The organism is Nocardia sp. A7, assembly GCF_046549215.1.
GTDB lineage: Bacteria > Actinomycetota > Actinomycetes > Mycobacteriales > Mycobacteriaceae > Nocardia.
Window position 1 is genome coordinate 715961 of the sequence record NZ_JAJPWE010000004.1, and the last position, 16429, is coordinate 732389.

Here is a 16429-nt window from a genome sequence, read left to right on the forward strand (position 1 = left end):
GCGAAGATGGACTTCGAGTCACACACGAGGGGCAGTTCGCAGAACCAGAGTCGGACGGCTCAACTAGAACTCCATCAGCGGATCGTCTCGGCGCCGGTCGACTTCGGCGCCATCCGTTCCGAATTCGGACTGGCCTCGGATTATCCGGCCGAGGCCGTCTCCGACGCCCGCGACGCGGTAGACGCGTTCGCGGGCACTCGGGTCGACCGGACCGACATCGAGTTCGTGACCATCGACCCGCCCAGCGCGCTGGATCTGGACCAGACGTTGCATATCGAACACACTCCCACCGGCTTCACCCTGCACTACGCGATCGCGGATCTCGGTGCGGTGATCGTGCCCGGCAGTGCGCTGGCCACCGAAGCCGAAGTGCGTGGGCAGACCTTCTATCTGCCCGATGGCAGTGTGCCCTTGCATCCGAGGGTGCTGTCCGAGGGCACCGCGAGCCTGCTGCCCGGTGTCGACCGGCCTGCCGCGTTGTGGACCATCGAGCTTTCCGATGATGCTGTGCCGCTGAGCTTTTCGGTGACACGGGCATTGGTTCGCTCCCGGGAGCGGTTCGACTACGCGCAGGTGCAGACCGCTGCCGACGCCGGGAGGTTGCCTCCGTCGTTGGCGGCGTTGCCCGAATTCGGGCGGCTACGAATCGAAGCGGGCTTGGATCAGGGCGCGATCTCGCTGCGGTTGCCCGCGCAGGAAGTGGTTCCCGACGGTGACGGCTGGCGGCTCGAGTTGGAGCCGCGGACCGCTGCCGATGACTGGAACGAGCAGATTTCCCTGCTCACCGGTATGTGTGCGGCACGAATCATGGTGGAGCACAAAGGGATCGGTCTGCTGCGGACAATGCCGCCACCGCCGCGGAGCGCGATCGAATCGATGCGGCGCACGGCCGCGGCGCTGGGCGTGCAGTGGCCTGCCGAGATGCCGGTGGGGCGAATGCTCGCCGGGCTGGACGCGAATACACCCGCTGCGCTGGTGTTGATGTCGGAAGCGACCGGGTTGTTGCGTGGCGCCAGCTATACCCTGTTGGCCGAGCTCGACGAGCCGTCGCCGGAGCAGTTGACGCACAGCGCGATCGGGGCACCGTACGCGCATGTGACGGCGCCGCTGCGGCGGTTGGCCGATCGGTTCACGACCGAGATCTGCCTGGCTCACTGCGCGGGAGTCGAGGTGCCGCAGTGGGTGGTGGACGGGGTGAAGGCAGCCGCCGAGACGATGCGCCGCACCGACAGTCTGGCCAACAAAGTCGATCGGGCGTGCGTCGATCTGACCGAGGCCACGGTGCTCGCGCCGCGGGTCGGCACCGACTTCTCGGCCGTGGTTCTGCGTGCTGCCAACGGTTCTCGGCCCGCCGAGGTCTTCGTCAGCGAGCCGCCGATTCTGGCGCGCTGCGAAGGGCAGCCGCCGGAAGGGGAGACGGTCGCTGTGCGGTTGGCCGTCGCCGATCCGGCGACGCGAACCATCGGGTTCGACTACGACGGGGCGCGTTGATGGTCACTTCGCCGCGGAGATGAAAGCCGCGGCCGCGGGGTAATGGGCGATGGCTCGGCCCGCGGCCGCTTCTTCGGTGTCGGCCAGGAGTTCGTAGACCGTGGACGCGGGGGCGTGGGTGCCCTCGGCTACCACCAGGATCGCTTCGCGGGATTCGACGGCGTCCCGGTGGTCGCCCAGGACGGATTGCAGGCGTTTGGCGCGAGCGCCGAGGTCGGTGGCGTCGGGGCCGAGGACCGTGCCCGCGGCTTCGCAGGAATACCGTAAACGCTTGGCGCCCTTGCGGATGTCGTGGAGCATCTCCACCCGGTCGGCGGGGGTGGCGGTGGGTTCGGCGAAGACCAACTTGCGCAGACGCTTTCGATCGCGGCGCAGAACGTCGTCGAAGACCTCGGTGGCCTTTTCGCGGGCGAGGCCCTTGGCGAGTGGAGGATCGGTGCGCCAGGCCTTGAGTACCTTGCGCAGGCGGCGGTAGCGCTTGCCGTCCAGTGCGGTCAGTACCTCCGCGTGGGCATCGGCGTAGGCCTGGCGGGCGGCGCCGACCAGTGCTTCGGTGATCTCGGCGGGGGCGTCGTCGAAGCCTGCCAGCAGATCGGTGAAGCGCTCACCGCGGACCTCGGCATCGCGGGCCACGCCGAGCAGATCGGCCAGCCACTTCAGTTCCGCTTCGGTGGCGGCGGCTTGCTCGGCGTCGAACAGCTTGCGGTAGGACCGCAGCACGCTGCGGAGCCTGCGCGTGGCCACGCGCATCTGGTGGACCGAATCGTCGGCGTCGGCGCGAACGTCGGGTTCGGCGGCGAAGAGCCGGTCGATGTCCTCGCCTAGTGCCGCGACGACGGCTTTTCCGGCCTTGGGCGCCATGATGTCAGCCTCGCTTTCCGAACGTGTCGGTCGCCTCCACCAGGTGGTGGGTGATGCCGGGCTCGTGCGCGGTGTGTCCCGCGTCCTCGACGATGTGCAAGGTCGAGGAAGGCCACGCACTGTGCAGCTCCCATGCGCTCACCGCGGGGCACACGATGTCGTGGCGGCCCTGCACGATCACGCCCGGAATGTCGGCGATCCGGTCTATGTCTCGCAGCAACTGTCCCTCGTCCAGGAATCCACCGTGGCGAAAATAGTGGTTTTCGATCCGGGCGAAGGCGAGGGCGAAGCGTGCCTCGGCGGTTTCGGCGACCCGATCCGGTTGCGGGAGCAGGGAACTCGTCGCCCCTTCCCACGTCGACCAGGCGACCGCGGCATCGAGCGCGACCTGGGGATCGGGGGAGTGCAGCAGCCGGTGATACACCTCGACAAGGTCGCTTTCACGTTCCTCGACGGGCACGGGAGCCAGGAATTTCGCCCACTCGGCGGGGTACACGTTGCCCGCGGCACCGTTGTAGTACCAGTCGATCTCCTTGCGCCGCAACAAGAAGATGCCACGCAACACCAGTTCGGTCACCCGCTCCGGGTGCGCTTGGGCATAGGCCAGGCCCAGGGTCGACCCCCACGAGCCGCCGAACACCTGCCAGCGATCGACACCGAGACGCTCGCGCAAGAGCTCCATGTCGGCGATCAGGTTCGGTGTGGTGTTGCCGTCGAGGCTCGCCCCATCGGCGATGTGCGGCATGGACTTTCCGCAGCCGCGCTGATCGAACAGCACGATCTTGTACACGGCGGGATCGAAGAAGCGCCGCTGCAGCGGGCCGGTACCGCCGCCGGGTCCACCGTGCACGAACACCACCGGCTTGCCGTCGGGGTTGCCGCTGACCTCCCAGTACACCGACTGGCCGTCACCGACGTCGAGGAGTCCCTGCTCCTTCGGTTCGATCTCGGGGTAGAGGCTGCGCATCAGAAGGCCAATCCCGCGGCGAGGGAAGGCAGATCGAGGGCGGTGAGCGCCTCGGTCCGCACGTCCGGGCAGCTCTCGGTGGTCACCCGGTCGATCATCGCCTTGTCGGCGAGGACGTGGCCGTTGATGCCGCCGTTGCGGAAGCCCCAGTCGTGCACCATGGCGTTGAGCGAGATCCGCCCGAGCGTCGGGCCCTGCACCCGGAAATTGGACAGCTCGGGCCTGATCATGTCGCACAGTTGCGCGCCGGACGAGGGACTGATCGTCAGAGTCCCGGCAGGCGTGGTCGTCGCCGCGGCCGAGGTCGTGGTGCCCGCGCTCCCGGTCGGTGCCGGTTGCACACCTCCGCACGCGGTCAGGGACGCGACAGCGAGCGAACCCGCCATCAACAGCACAGAACGAGAAATCCAACGGTTTCGCGGCATCGGTACCTCTGATAGTCGAACAGTGTCGACATCGAGTCTGCCATCAGCCGCTGACAAAGACCCTTCGCACGAAACGGCCGCCCCCTCGTCAGGGAGCGGCCGCACAGTGGGAACTCAGAAGCTGTGTTCGGGGCCAGGGAAGGTGCCCTGGCGGACTTCTGCGGCGTAAGTGGCCGCGGCGGTGCGGAGTTCGTCGCCTACGTTGCCGAAGCGCTTGACGAATTTGGCGGTCTTGCCGCTGGTGTAGCCGGCCATGTCCTGCCAGACCAGTACCTGGGCGTCGCAGTCGGCGCCGGCGCCGATGCCGACGGTGGGGATGGTCAGCTTGCGGGTGACCTGGCCCGCGATGTCGGCGGGAACCATTTCCATCACCACAGAGAACGCGCCTGCTTCCTGCACGGCGATCGCGTCGGCGACCAACTGCTCGGCGCCGTCGCCACGGCCCTGCACGCGGAAACCGCCCAGGGTGTTCACGCTCTGTGGCGTGAACCCGATGTGGGCCATCACGGGGATGCCCGCGGAGGTGATCAGCGCGATCTGCTCAGCGACACGTTCGCCGCCTTCGAGCTTCACCGCGTGCGCGCCGCCCTCCTTCATGAAGCGGATGGCGGTCGCCAGGGCCTGCTGTGGCGAGGACTCGTAGGTCCCGAACGGCAGGTCGGCGACGACCAGCGCGTGCGGTGCGCCGCGCACGACACCGCGCACGAGCGGGATCAGCTCGTCGATGGTGATCGGCACGGTGGTGTCGTAGCCGTAGACGACATTGGCGGCGGAATCGCCGACCAGGAGAACGGGGATACCGGCTTCCTCGAACAGCCGGGCGGACGAATAGTCGTAGGCCGTCAACATCGACCAGCGCTCACCCTCGACCTTCATCTGCTGGAGATGCTGGACGCGGGTCTTGCGGCGTGGCTGCTTGGTTGGGACAGTGGCGGCGGGAGTGGCACCGTAGGCAGGACTCTGCTCATCGGATACGGACATCATCGTCCCTTTCGTCTGGTTCCTCGAGGCCCATACCGGGTCCCCGGGCTTTTCTGACAAGACCAGTGTGCACCTGCGCACGCGCGGTTTTAAGCCCCGGTGCCGGTGTGATCGGTCACATCGTCGATTCGGCTACCGTGGTGCGAGCCCGAACGGGCGCATCGTGTGCGCCGCAGGGCGCGGAAAGGTGGGCCCACTGTGCAGCGTGGCCGGCTCGTCGTGCTCCTCGGCGCTGTCTCAGCATTGATCGCCACCGGATGCGGTACCGGCCAGGACAGCGCACCGCGCGCTGAACTGCCGCCGCCACCCCCGGGCCTGAACACCTTCTACGACCAGCGGATCGACTGGGGCTCGTGCGAGGGCTACGGCAGCCCGGAGGACCGGCTGCCGCCCAAGACCGAGTGCGCGCGGATCACCGTGCCGATCGATTACGCGCGCCCGGACGGCCCGACCGCCCAGATCGCGCTGTCGCGGATCCCGGCCACCGGCGAGAAGGTCGGTTCGCTGCTGATGAATCCGGGCGGGCCCGGCGTTTCCGGGCTGTCGATGGTCGGCGTCGGCAATCGCACCGAACTGGCCGCGAAGTTCGACCGGGTCGGGTTCGATCCGCGTGGTGTCGGCTCGTCACTGCCCGCGATCGTCTGCCTGACCCCGCAGCAGGCCGATGCCGAACGCGCCGAGCCGCCCACCGAGAACACCCCGGCGGGTATCGCCGACGCCGAAGCCGACAACCGTGAATACGCCGACCGCTGCGCCCAGCGCTCGGGCGTCGACCTGCTCGGCCACGTCGGCACTCGCGAGGTGATCCAGGACATGGATGTCATGCGGGCAGTCCTCGGCGACGCGAAACTGAGCTACCTCGGTTACTCCTACGGCACCCGTCTGGGTTCGGCCTACGCCGAGAAATACCCGCAGAACGTGCGCGCGCTCGTCCTCGACGGTGCGGTCGACTCCTCGCAGGACCCGATCCAGGAGTCGCTGCGCCAAGCGGCGGGCTTCCAGGGGGTGTTCACCGCCTACGCCACCGACTGCGCGAAGAACGCGGACTGCCCACTCGGCACCGACCCAGCCAAGGCCGTCACCCGCTTCCGTGAGCTGGTCGGGCCGCTGGAGCGGACTCCGGCGCCGACGACCGATCCGCGCGGCCTCAGCTACAACGACGCGATCACCGGCGTCCAGCAGGCGCTCTACAGCGACGAACTGTGGGAGATCCTCACCCAGGGCCTCACCGAATTGCGCGGCGGCAACGGCGACACCCTGCTGCAACTGGCCGATATGTACGACGGCCGCCGCCAGGACGGCACCTACGCCAACACCCAGGACGCCTTCAACGCGATCCGCTGCATCGACGATCCCCGCATCACCGATCCCGCGGTGACCGGCCGTCAGGACACCGAATACCGCAAGGCCGCCCCGTTCCTCGACGACGGCAAGGGCACCGGCGCCGCCCCACTGGAACTGTGCGCCGCCTGGCCGGTCGCCAACACGAGTTCTCCGCACCGTATCTCGGCACCCGGGCTGCCCAAGACGGTGGTGGTCTCGACGACCGAGGACCCGGCCACGCCCTATCAGGCCGGTGTCGACCTGGCTGCCCAGCTGGGCGCCGACCTGATCACTTTCCGCGGCAACCGGCATACCGCCGCGCTGGTCGCGGGCGATCAGTGCCTCGACGACGCGGTGATCGATTACCTCGTCGATCTCGCCACGCCCGCTCCCGGTCTCACATGCTGAGAGTGACTTTTTCTCACCGCGCCCCGTCGTAGCCGGTGAGATGTGCGAACGATGTGACGAGATCGCAAACCAGTCAGCGTATGTAACACGGATTTAACGCCGGGTGCTTACGCTCGCCGGTATGGATCGCCAGAAGGAATTCGTGCTGCGGACGCTCGAAGAACGGGATATCCGCTTCGTCCGTCTCTGGTTCACCGATGTGCTGGGCTACCTCAAGTCCGTCGCCATCGCCCCCGCCGAGCTCGAAGGCGCCTTCGAGGAGGGCATCGGCTTCGACGGCTCGGCCATCGAAGGCTTCGCGCGCGTGTCCGAGGCGGACATGGTGGCGCGGCCCGATCCGTCGACGTTCCAGGTGCTGCCGTGGGCCAGTTCCAAGGGTCACCAGCACTCGGCGCGGATGTTCTGCGACATCACCATGCCCGACGGTTCGCCGTCCTGGGCCGACCCGCGCCACGTGCTGCGCCGTCAGCTGAACAAGGCCGCCGATGCGGGCTTCAGCTGCTACGTGCACCCCGAGATCGAGTTCTTCCTGCTGAAGGACCAGCTCAAGGACGGCTACGAGCCGACCCCGGCCGACAACGGCGGCTTCTTCGACCAGGCCGTGCACGATGCCGCGCCGAACTTCCGCCGCCACGCCATCGACTCGCTCGAATCGATGGGCATCTCGGTCGAGTTCAGCCACCACGAAGGCGCCCCCGGCCAGCAGGAGATCGACCTGCGCTACGCCGACGCGCTCTCGATGGCAGACAACGTGATGACCTTCCGCTACCTGATCAAAGAGGTCGCGATCGACGAGGGCGTGCGGGCGACGTTCATGCCCAAGCCGTTCTCGCAGTACCCCGGCTCGGCCATGCACACCCACATGAGCCTGTTCGAGGGTGAGAACAACGCCTTCGCCGATCCCGACGACCCGAACAACCTCTCGAGCACCGCGCGCTCGTTCATCGCGGGCATCCTCGAGCACGCCCCCGAGATCAGCGCGATCAGCAACCAGTGGGTCAACTCCTACAAGCGCCTCATCCACGGCGGCGAAGCTCCGACCGCGGCCTCCTGGGGCCGGTCCAACCGTTCGGCGCTGGTGCGTGTGCCGATGTACACCCCGAACAAGTCGTCCTCGCGTCGCGTCGAGATCCGCAGCCCTGACTCGGCCTGCAACCCGTACCTGACCTTCGCGGTGCTGCTGGCCGCCGGTCTGCGCGGCATCGAAAAGGGCTACGACCTGCCCCCCGAGGCCGAAGACGACGTGTGGTCGCTCACCGACGCCGAGCGTCGCGCCATGGGCTTCCGCACCCTGCCCGGCACCCTCGACGAGGCCCTGCAGGCGATGGAGCGCTCGGAGCTGGTCGCCGAAACCCTCGGCGAGCACGTCTTCGACTTCTTCCTGCGCAACAAGCGCCGCGAATGGGCCGACTACCGTAGCCAGGTCACCCCATGGGAGCTCAAGGAGTACCTGAGCCTGTAAGCGGTCAACCCGCGGCACCAGCCGCTAGAGTTACAGCTATGGTCCGGCCACCGACTGCCCGCTCCGCTGTTCCCGGCGTCGGTCGGCTCGGTCTACTCGAACCGGCCGCGGCGGACTCACTGCACCAGCTCGGCTGGGACAACGTCGACGGTGTATCCGTACTGTGGGCACTGTCGCGTTCGCCCGATGCCGATCTCGCGCTGTCCACGCTCGTGCGGCTGCGCGAATCACTCGAAGACGCCTGGCCCGAGCTGGATTCGGCGATCCGTTCCGATACCACGTTGCGCGGCAGGCTGTTCGGTTTGCTCGGGTCGTCGACGGCGTTCGGTGATCACCTCGTCGCTGTGCCTGCGGCGTGGAAAGTGCTGCGTAAGACCGAACTTCCCACCCGGGACGAGCTGATCGCCGATCTGCTCGACGCCGTCGACGCGACACCGGAGACCGGACCCAACGCAAGCCCGATGCTGTTGCGTGCCGGTATCGCCGGCCCGGAGGCGGTGGCGTTGCTGCGCAGCAGGTATCGCGATCAGCTGATGCTGTTGGCCGCGGTCGACCTCGCCTCCACGGTCGAGAACGAACCGGTCCCGCCGTATCTGGTGGTCGGCAAGCACCTGTCGGATCTGGCCGATGCCGCACTCACCGCCGCCCTGTCGGTCGCGGTGGCCAGGGTGTGTAAGAACGGCCCGGTCTCGGTGCGTCTCGCCGTGATCGCGATGGGCAAATGCGGTGCGCGCGAACTGAATTACGTCAGTGATGTCGACGTGGTGTTCGTCGCCGAACCGGCCGACGCGACCGCGACCCGGCTGGCCGCGGAGATGATGAGCGTCGCGAGCTCGGCGTTCTTCGAGGTCGACGCCGCCCTGCGCCCCGAGGGCAAAGCGGGCGCCCTGGTGCGCACCGTCGAGTCCCACCTCGCCTACTACAAGCGGTGGGCACGCACCTGGGAGTTCCAGGCGCTGTTGAAGAACCGGCCGATGACCGGCGATCTGGAACTCGGCAAGCAGTACCGCGACGCGCTGATGCCGATGGTCTGGACCGCGTCCGAACGCCCCGACTTCGTCGCCGACGTCCAGGCCATGCGCCGCCGCGTCGAGGACCTGGTCCCCGCCGACATGCGCGAGCGCGAACTCAAACTCGGCGCGGGCAGCCTGCGCGATGTCGAATTCGCCGTGCAGCTGCTGCAATTGGTGCACGGCCGGGTCGACGACGCACTGCACGTGACCAACACCATCGAGGCGCTCACCGCCTTGGCCGCGGGCGGTTACGTCGGCCGCGACGACGCCGCCAACCTCGCCGCCTCCTACGAGTTCCTGCGCCTGCTCGAGCACCGCCTGCAGTTGCAGCGGCTCAAGCGCACCCACACCCTGCCCGCCGCCGACGACGCCGACGGCATGCGCTGGCTGGCCCGCGCCGCCCACATCCGCCCCGACGGGCGCCAGGACGCGGTCGGTGTGCTGGACACCGAAATCCGTCGCAACGCCGTGCGGGTGCGGCGCCTGCACGCGAAACTGTTCTACCGCCCGCTGCTCGACGCGGTCGCCCGGATGGACTCCGACGCCCTGCGCCTGAGCCCCGACGCCGCGGTCCGTCAGCTCGCCGCCCTCGGCTACGCCGCACCGGCCAACGCGCTCGGCCACCTCAAGGCGCTCACCGGTGGTGTCTCGCGCAAGGGCCGTATCCAGGCGCTGCTGCTGCCGACGCTGCTCGAATGGCTCGGTGACACACCGAATCCCGACGCGGGCCTGCTCGCGTACCGCCGGGTGTCCGAGGGTCTCGACGACCAGATCTGGTTCCTGCGCGAACTGCGCGACGAGGGCGCCATCGCCCAACGTCTGATGATCGTGCTCGGCTCGTCGGAATACCTGCCTGATCTGCTGATCAATGCCCCCGACACGATCCGGATGTACGCCGACGGACCCGGTGGCCCGCAACTGCTCACCACCCAACCCGAAGATGTCGCCCGCGGCATGGAGACCGCGGCCGCCCGCTATGACGACCCGAAACGTGCTGTCGCGGCGGCACGTTCGCTGCGCCGCCACGAACTCGCTCGCGTGGCCTCGGCCGACGTGCTCGGCATGCTCGACGTTCCACAGGTGTGCGCGGCCCTGTCCTCGGTCTGGGTCGCGGTGCTGGAGGCGGCACTGAGCGCGGTCATCCGCGCCTCGGAGGCCGAACGCGGCGCACCGGCGCCCGCCGACTTCGCGGTGATCGGCATGGGCAGGCTCGGCGGCATGGAACTGGGCTACGGCTCCGACGCCGACGTGCTGTTCGTCTGCGATCCACGCCCCGGTGAGGACGAGGCCGCCGCCGTGAAATGGGCCAACGGGATCGCCGAGCAGGTCCAGCGGCTGCTCGGCGCACCGAGCGTCGACCCACCGCTGCAGGTGGACGCGGGCCTGCGCCCCGAGGGCCGTAACGGGCCCCTCGTTCGCACGCTGGCCGCCTATCAGGCCTACTACGCCCAATGGGCCCAGCCCTGGGAGGTACAGGCGCTGCTGCGTGCCCACCAGGTGGCAGGCGATCAGCACCTCGGCGTGCGCTTCCTGCACGTCATCGACCCGATCCGCTACCCGGTGGGCGGGGTCTCGGAGGAATCGGTCCGCGAGATCCGCCGCATCAAGGCCCGCGTCGACGCCGAACGCCTCCCGCGCGGCGCCAACCCGGCCACCCACACCAAGCTGGGCCGTGGCGGCCTGGCCGATATCGAATGGACCGTCCAGCTGCTGCAGTTGCGCCACGCGCACGAGGTCCCCGCCCTGCACAACACCTCGACCCTGCAGGCCCTGGACGTGATCGAGGTCGAAGGCATCCTCGAACCCGAAGACGTCGCACTGCTGCGCGAATCGTGGATCACCGCCACCGCCGCCCGCAACGCCCTCGTCCTGGTCAAGGGCAAGGCCACCGACCAACTCCCCGGCCCCGGCAAACTCCTGTCGGCGGTCGCCCGGGTAGCGGGCTGGCCCAACGACGACGGCAGCGAATTCCTCGACACCTACATGCGCATCACCCGCCGCGCCAAAGCGGTCGTCGAGCGGGTGTTCGGGGGATAGTCCGGACATGAAAAAGCCCCGCACCACTAGTGCGGGGCTTTTTCAGTTCACGCCGAAATCAGATGGCGCGGACGTCCTGGGCCTGCGGGCCCTTCTGGCCCTGGCCGACCTCGAACTCCACGCGCTGTCCCTCTTCGAGGGACTTGAAGCCCGAGCCGCCGATAGCCGAGTAGTGAACGAAGACGTCGGGGCCGCCTCCGTCTTGGGCGATGAAGCCGAAGCCCTTTTCGCCGTTGAACCACTTGACGGTGCCTTGAGTCATGTTTTAAAAGTCTTTTCCGTAGGTGAGCCATGGCGATCACTTGCGATCAGCCCAGTCTCAGCAACCCACTATGCCATACTCGCCAGCAAACCGCGCCTTGCGGATTGTCACACCGCCATGTGGGCGGAGTTTGCCGTCGATCTACGGCGTGTCGCGCCCGCGGGGAGCCAATGCCCGAGGCCTGTTCACATCGCGCCGCGGACTGTGCCAATCTGGGCGGTATGGGTGAGACGAACGGTGGTCATGTCGACCTGGCCATGCGAGTGCTCGACGCGCATGTGGCGTTCACCAAACAGCAGTTGCGCGAGCCCGCCGGGTTTCTCGAGTTCGTCACCGAGGAGGTGGACGGCGCGCTCGACGAAGCCTCGGAGCTCACCCTCGCCGAGGCGGTCACCCGCGAGCAGATCAAGGCGGTCGCGCACAAGTTCGCCGTGCAGGTGCCGGTGGAGGGCGCGATTCCCGAACTCGTCGGCGAGATCGCGACCCGGTTGTACAACCATCGTGCCAACGACGAGGTCGAGGTCGGTGACCTCGTCGACAACCGCCGCTTCGACGAGCTGATCGATGCCGTCGCCGATCTGGACCTCACCCACCGGCTCGTGCGGCTGGTGCTCGACAGCCCGGTCACCGTCGACGCGTGTGTCGAGGCGGTCCAGCGCGCGGTGGTCACCGCTGTCGACGACGGCTTGCACCCCGACGGCGGCGGACTGGCCGCAACGCTGCGCGGCGCGCTGTCACGACTGGCCGAACCGGCGATGCCCGCGATCGAGAGCGGCATCGGCATGCTCACCCGCACCGGTGCGCGATTCGTGTTGCGCGGCAACAGCAGTGACGCCGACGAGGTGCTGTTCGACAGCGCCCGCGAGACCTGGCGCAAACACACCGGCGTCGCGGTCGGCTCGTTCCGTGATCTGGTCTCGGCCGACGATGTCGAAGACATCGTCGTGCTCGTCTTTGAATTCTGGCGCACGTTCCGCGACACCGACTACTTCCATGCCCTGCTCGACGAGGGCGTGGACCACGTCTTCGACAAATACGGCGACACCCCCCTTGCCGAATTGCTGGCTGAGCTGGGCGTCGGGCGCGCGGACATGATCGAGGAAGCGCTGCGCTTCGGCCCGCCGGTTCTCGAAACACTCGACGAGCGCGGCTATCTCGACACCGTGCTGCGCCGCAGGTTGGCTCCGTTCTACGCCTCGGACGCCTTCCGGGCCGCGGTGTCCGGGATCGAGTGATCGCACCAGTTCCGTTCGGCCGCTGGCATGTCGGGATGTGTCGGTACGATCCGTGCAACGATGGGGCGCTTGTCCGCCACCGGATCTCGATCGAAAGGCTGCCGTGACACGTCTGTCCACCCTGCTCGACCAGATCGACTCCGGTGCTGTGTTGTTGCCCGAGTTCCAGCGTGGGTACGTGTGGAACCGGGACCAGGTGCGTGGACTCATGCGGTCGCTGTACCTCGGGTATCCGGTCGGTGGATTGCTGGTGTGGGAGACCGGGTCCGACGAGATCGCGGTGCGTGGGGGGACGACCGGCTCGGGGCTGCGGCAGTTGCTGCTCGACGGGCAGCAGCGCATCACCACGCTGTACGGGATCGTGCGGGGAACGGCGCCGTCGTTCTTCGAAGGTGACGAGATCGCCTTCACCGGGCTGCATTTCGAGGTCGAGCGTGAGCTTTTCGAATTCCAGGTGCCCGGTCGCGATACCGCGCCGGCCTGGATCGATATCACCGAACTGTTCGCCCAGGGCCCGATGCACTATCTGTCCAGGTTCCCCGACGCGTCGCCGGAAACCCTTGCCCTCTATCTCGATCGGCTGAACAGGGTTCGCGAGGTCACCAACCGCGAATTCAATGTCGAGACGATCACCGGATCGGATCGCACGGTCGACGAGGTGGTCGACATCTTCAACCGGGTCAACTCCGGCGGCACCAAACTGTCCAAGGGCGATCTCGCGCTGGCCACCCTGTGCGCGCAGTGGCCGCAGGCGCGCGGCAACCTGCGCGACCACCTGATCCGCTGGGACAAAGACGGTTACACCTTCACCCTGGACTGGTTGCTGCGCAATGTGATCGCGGTCGGCAACGGGCGCGCCCACTTCGACGCGCTCGGTGATCTGGACCCCGTGCAATTCGAGCAGGCGCTGGTCTCCACCACCGAGCAGGTCGACACCTTCCTGGACACGGTGGCGGGCAGGCTCGGCCTCGATCACGACCGAGTCCTGATGGGGCGCTATGCGATTCCGGTGATCACCCGGCTGCTGTTCCTCAACGGCGGTCGCTTCGAGAACGATCTGCACCGCGACCGGGTGCTGTACTGGTACGTGCATTCGGCACTGTGGGGCCGGTTCAGCGGCTCCACCGAGACGTTCCTGCAGCAGGACTACGACACCCTCGAACGTGGCGGCGTCAACGCACTGATCGGCTCGCTGGAACGCTTGCGCGGCGGCTCGCTCGACCTGTGCGCCGACGATTTCGCCGGCGCCACCCGCGGTTCCCGGTTCTATCCGCTGCTGTACATGCTGACCCGCGTCGACGGTTCGCGCGATCTCGGCACCGGCTCGGAGCTGGGCATCGAGCAGTTCGGTGAGCGCACGCCGGTGCAGGTGCACTACCTCTTCCCGAAAACCCTGCTGCGCGATGCCGGTTACGAACGTAACGAGATCAACGCGATCGCCAACTTCTGCTTCCTGAGCCCCGGTTCCGAGGCCGAGCTCGGCGAGCGCGAGCCCGGCGACTACTTCGCCGAGATGGAGCGCCGCAACCCGGGTGTGCTCGCCTCCCAGTGGATTCCGACCGACCCGGCGCTGTGGCGGGTCGAGAACTACCGTGAGTTCCTGCGGGCGCGTCGCAAGCTGCTGTCCGTCTCGGCCGATGCCTTCCTCGAAAAGCTGCGCACCGGCAAGCTGCACCGGCCGACCCTGCTGACGGTCGGTGTCGCCGGGGCGACGATCGGCGATCCCGCAGTGGACCAGGTGAACGCGCTCGTCGACGATCTCATCGCCGACGGCTTCGGTTTCCCGCTGCTCGACAGCGAGGTCTCCGACCCGGTCACCGGCCGCGAACTCGCGGTCGCCGAAGCCTTTTGGCCGGAGGGCCTGCAGCCGGGTGTCGGCATGCCGGTGGTGCTGGTACTCGAACCGTCCAACGCCGACCTCACCCGCTTCGCCCAGCTCGGCTACGCGGTGTTCACCTCGGTCGACGCCCTGCGCGGCTACGTCGACAACCTGCGCGTGGAGGCTTCCGGGGACACCGGCGTCGACGACGGTGCGGTCGCCGACCTGGCCGCGCTGGCCGACCGCCTGCCCGCCACCTGGGTCGGCAATTCCGAACAGGTCTGGTTCCGCTTCGCCTGGAACCAGCTGGAGAAGGACCGCGCCGACGGCCCGGACGCTCACCTCGGCCCCGAACAGCTCGCGCTGCGCTACATCGCCCTGTGGGCGCTCACTCGCACCTTCTACATCCACGCGTTCGACCAGGGCAATCCCGGCGAGTGGCGCTACTACCTCGGCGACGCCATCGGCCCGAGCCCCTTGGTTCCGCGCGCCTGGCTGGCCCAGCGCGCCGTCGGATCCGGTGCGCTGGCCCCCGGCATGCCGCCCGGGGACGAGGACATCGCGATCGCGCTGGTCCACGGCGTTCTGGAAACTGTCGACGACGTAGCCGCCGCCCTGTCCCACATCCTCGGCGGCCCCGGCCTCTTCGCGTCACTGTGGGCGTCCGCGGGCGCTGCCGAACACTACGGCTACCCCTTGTCCACCGACCAGGTCAACGACCTCATCAACCAGGTCGTCAACGACCCCGCCTCCCGAAAGATCCAGGCCTACAACTGGATCGAAGCGGGTCTGCCCCTCTAGGGCGTGCCGGTCGCGCGCTGGAAGGTCGTGATGAAGTCGGTCAGCGCGGTGCGGTTCTCGAGGTCGGCCCCGCGGCCTACTTCGACGGTGATCGAGCTGCCCGCGCGGACGGGCAGCTCGTCCCAGCAGACCGGGAGAACCGGTAGCTGCACGGTGCGCTCGCCGACGGTCAGGGTGATCGCCGAGGTGTATTTGTTCGCGACTGTCATCAACTCTTCGACGGCCCGCTCGGTGAGCGGTCCCGCGGCGGTGAATTCCTCGATGTACACGGCGGCAGTGTAAGCCTCAGGAAACCTTCAAGTCGGCCACAAGGCAGCGGTAAGTGGGCCCGCCTAGGGTGGCCGCATGATGGGTAAATGGGTACGGCGAACGTTGCTGGTGCTGGGGTGGGGCGCGGTGGTCGCGGCGGTGGCCGGGATCGTGTTGCATGTTGTGGACTGGCCGCAGAAGTCGATGGTGTTGCTGGCGTCGGGGGCGATGTGGTTGATGCTCGGTGCGGTGGTGGGGCTGGTGCTGCTGCTCCTCGCGCGGGGGTGGCGTAGCTCGGGAGCGGCGGCGCTGGTGCTGGCCGGTGCCGCGTGGTTGGTCGTACCGTCCTACATTCCGGAGGCCAGGGCCGCCGCTGGGCCGGAACTCGTTGTGCTGCAGTCGAATATCCTCTTCGGGCTCGCCGATCCCGCGGCGGTCGTCGCGACCGTGCGTGACAACAACGTCGACGTGCTCACCGTCGAGGAACTGACCGACGGATCGATCGTGCGCCTGCGCGAAGCGGGGCTGGAAGAGCGGCTGCCCTACTTCTACACCGAACCCGCCCGGTCGGGTGGTGGTGGCACCGGCATCTACAGCCGATACCCGCTGCGCGACACCAAGAAATACGACGGCTTCATCATGAGCAACATCTCCGCGACCATGGATCACCCGCAGCGCGGCCCGATGTCGGTGTTCGCCTTTCACCCGATCCCGCCGAACCTCGACTTCGCCTCGTGGTCGGCGGAGATGCGCACGATCGACGAAATCCTCGCGGTGACAAGCGCACCCGCGATCGTCGGTGCGGATTTCAACGCGACACACGACCATTCGGAATACCGGGCCCTGCTCGACGGCGCGTTCGCCTCGGCCGCCGACCAGACCGGCGACGGAGTCCTGCTCACCTTCCCCGCGGATCGCCGGTGGGGACCGGTGATCGGGATCGACCACATCCTCGTCGCAGGTGGGGTCGCAGAGCAGGTCCGCACCCTCACCATCCCCGGTTCCGACCATCGCGCGGTGCTGGCCACGATCCGAATGGACCTGTGACAGTAGTCGTTTACCATGTGATCGCTCGATTGCGGACCGTACGGCGTC

13 protein-coding genes are annotated in these 16429 nt (G+C 67.8%); 7 read left to right on the forward strand and 6 right to left on the reverse strand.

The genetic code is table 11. The annotated features are described in order from the left end of the window. The first annotated feature begins 6 nt into the window (after nt 1-6). Nucleotides 7-1491 (forward strand): RNB domain-containing ribonuclease, encoded by a 1485-nt coding sequence (locus tag ACLJPD_RS25325; RefSeq protein WP_410875342.1) that lies wholly within the window; start codon nt 7-9, stop codon nt 1489-1491. A 3-nt stretch (nt 1492-1494) separates the two neighbouring features. Here the strand turns inward: ACLJPD_RS25325 and ACLJPD_RS25330 are convergent, their stop codons facing one another. The 4 genes from ACLJPD_RS25330 to panB all read right to left on the reverse strand — a co-directional run bounded on the left by ACLJPD_RS25330 (nt 1495) and on the right by panB (nt 4725). Further along, on the reverse strand, nt 1495-2352 hold the full coding sequence (locus ACLJPD_RS25330) for a CHAD domain-containing protein (RefSeq protein ID WP_410875344.1): 858 nt from the start codon (nt 2350-2352) through the stop codon (nt 1495-1497). A 4-nt stretch (nt 2353-2356) separates the two neighbouring features. After that, entirely contained in the window at nt 2357-3319 is a 963-nt protein-coding gene (gene pip, locus ACLJPD_RS25335; RefSeq protein WP_410875346.1) for a prolyl aminopeptidase, read from the reverse strand. Then, on the reverse strand, nt 3319-3660 hold the full coding sequence (locus ACLJPD_RS25340; RefSeq protein ID WP_410875348.1) for a hypothetical protein: 342 nt from the start codon (nt 3658-3660) through the stop codon (nt 3319-3321). Before ACLJPD_RS25340 ends, pip begins: the two co-directional genes overlap by 1 nt. Before the next feature lie 198 nt (nt 3661-3858). Beyond that, complete coding sequence (gene panB, locus ACLJPD_RS25345; RefSeq protein WP_410875349.1) at nt 3859-4725, reverse strand: 3-methyl-2-oxobutanoate hydroxymethyltransferase; 867 nt, start codon at nt 4723-4725, stop codon at nt 3859-3861. Nucleotides 4726-4923: 198 nt separating this feature from the next. Here panB and ACLJPD_RS25350 point away from each other — a divergent pair, with 198 nt between their 5' ends. The 3 genes from ACLJPD_RS25350 to ACLJPD_RS25360 all read left to right on the forward strand — a co-directional run bounded on the left by ACLJPD_RS25350 (nt 4924) and on the right by ACLJPD_RS25360 (nt 10968). Next, nucleotides 4924-6456: an alpha/beta hydrolase gene (locus ACLJPD_RS25350; protein ID WP_410875351.1), complete on the forward strand. Its 1533-nt coding sequence runs from the start codon at nt 4924-4926 to the stop codon at nt 6454-6456. A 121-nt stretch (nt 6457-6577) separates the two neighbouring features. Further along, nucleotides 6578-7918 (forward strand): type I glutamate--ammonia ligase, encoded by a 1341-nt coding sequence (gene glnA, locus ACLJPD_RS25355; RefSeq protein ID WP_410875353.1) that lies wholly within the window; start codon nt 6578-6580, stop codon nt 7916-7918. Nucleotides 7919-7956: 38 nt separating this feature from the next. Further along, on the forward strand, nt 7957-10968 hold the full coding sequence (locus tag ACLJPD_RS25360) for a bifunctional [glutamine synthetase] adenylyltransferase/[glutamine synthetase]-adenylyl-L-tyrosine phosphorylase (RefSeq protein ID WP_410875355.1): 3012 nt from the start codon (nt 7957-7959) through the stop codon (nt 10966-10968). A gap of 58 nt (nt 10969-11026) precedes the next feature. Here ACLJPD_RS25360 and ACLJPD_RS25365 read toward each other — a convergent pair whose 3' ends face one another. Next, nucleotides 11027-11230 (reverse strand): cold-shock protein, encoded by a 204-nt coding sequence (locus tag ACLJPD_RS25365; RefSeq protein WP_056821080.1) that lies wholly within the window; start codon nt 11228-11230, stop codon nt 11027-11029. 221 nt (nt 11231-11451) lie between these two features. On the opposite strand from ACLJPD_RS25365, the gene ACLJPD_RS25370 reads away from it, so the two are divergent. Together ACLJPD_RS25370 and ACLJPD_RS25375 are read left to right on the forward strand one after the other, a co-directional pair. Then, on the forward strand, nt 11452-12465 hold the full coding sequence (locus ACLJPD_RS25370; protein WP_410875357.1) for a hypothetical protein: 1014 nt from the start codon (nt 11452-11454) through the stop codon (nt 12463-12465). A 103-nt stretch (nt 12466-12568) separates the two neighbouring features. Further along, on the forward strand, nt 12569-15085 hold the full coding sequence (locus ACLJPD_RS25375; protein ID WP_410875359.1) for a DUF262 domain-containing protein: 2517 nt from the start codon (nt 12569-12571) through the stop codon (nt 15083-15085). On the opposite strand, the gene ACLJPD_RS25380 is transcribed toward ACLJPD_RS25375, so the two are convergent. Continuing rightward, entirely contained in the window at nt 15082-15354 is a 273-nt protein-coding gene (locus tag ACLJPD_RS25380; RefSeq protein ID WP_410875361.1) for a hypothetical protein, read from the reverse strand. The two genes, ACLJPD_RS25375 and ACLJPD_RS25380, sit on opposite strands and share 4 nt — an antisense overlap. 76 nt (nt 15355-15430) lie before the next feature. On the opposite strand from ACLJPD_RS25380, the gene ACLJPD_RS25385 reads away from it, so the two are divergent. Next, nucleotides 15431-16381, forward strand: coding sequence for an endonuclease/exonuclease/phosphatase family protein (locus ACLJPD_RS25385; RefSeq protein WP_410875363.1), 951 nt, complete (start codon nt 15431-15433; stop codon nt 16379-16381). Nucleotides 16382-16429: the final 48 nt, after the last annotated feature.

Bases quoted from the DNA above. Each gene is read 5' to 3' on its own strand.
- ACLJPD_RS25325 (WP_410875342.1), top strand. From the start codon at position 7: ATGGACTTCGAGTCACACACGAGGGGCAGTTCGCAGAACCAGAGTCGG.
- ACLJPD_RS25330 (WP_410875344.1), bottom strand. From the start codon at position 2,352: ATGGCGCCCAAGGCCGGAAAAGCCGTCGTCGCGGCACTAGGCGAGGAC.
- pip (WP_410875346.1), bottom strand. From the start codon at position 3,319: ATGCGCAGCCTCTACCCCGAGATCGAACCGAAGGAGCAGGGACTCCTC.
- panB (WP_410875349.1), bottom strand. From the start codon at position 4,725: ATGTCCGTATCCGATGAGCAGAGTCCTGCCTACGGTGCCACTCCCGCC.
- glnA (WP_410875353.1), top strand. From the start codon at position 6,578: ATGGATCGCCAGAAGGAATTCGTGCTGCGGACGCTCGAAGAACGGGAT.
- ACLJPD_RS25360 (WP_410875355.1), top strand. From the start codon at position 7,957: ATGGTCCGGCCACCGACTGCCCGCTCCGCTGTTCCCGGCGTCGGTCGG.
- ACLJPD_RS25365 (WP_056821080.1), bottom strand. From the start codon at position 11,230: ATGACTCAAGGCACCGTCAAGTGGTTCAACGGCGAAAAGGGCTTCGGC.
- ACLJPD_RS25370 (WP_410875357.1), top strand. From the start codon at position 11,452: ATGGGTGAGACGAACGGTGGTCATGTCGACCTGGCCATGCGAGTGCTC.
- ACLJPD_RS25385 (WP_410875363.1), top strand. From the start codon at position 15,431: ATGATGGGTAAATGGGTACGGCGAACGTTGCTGGTGCTGGGGTGGGGC.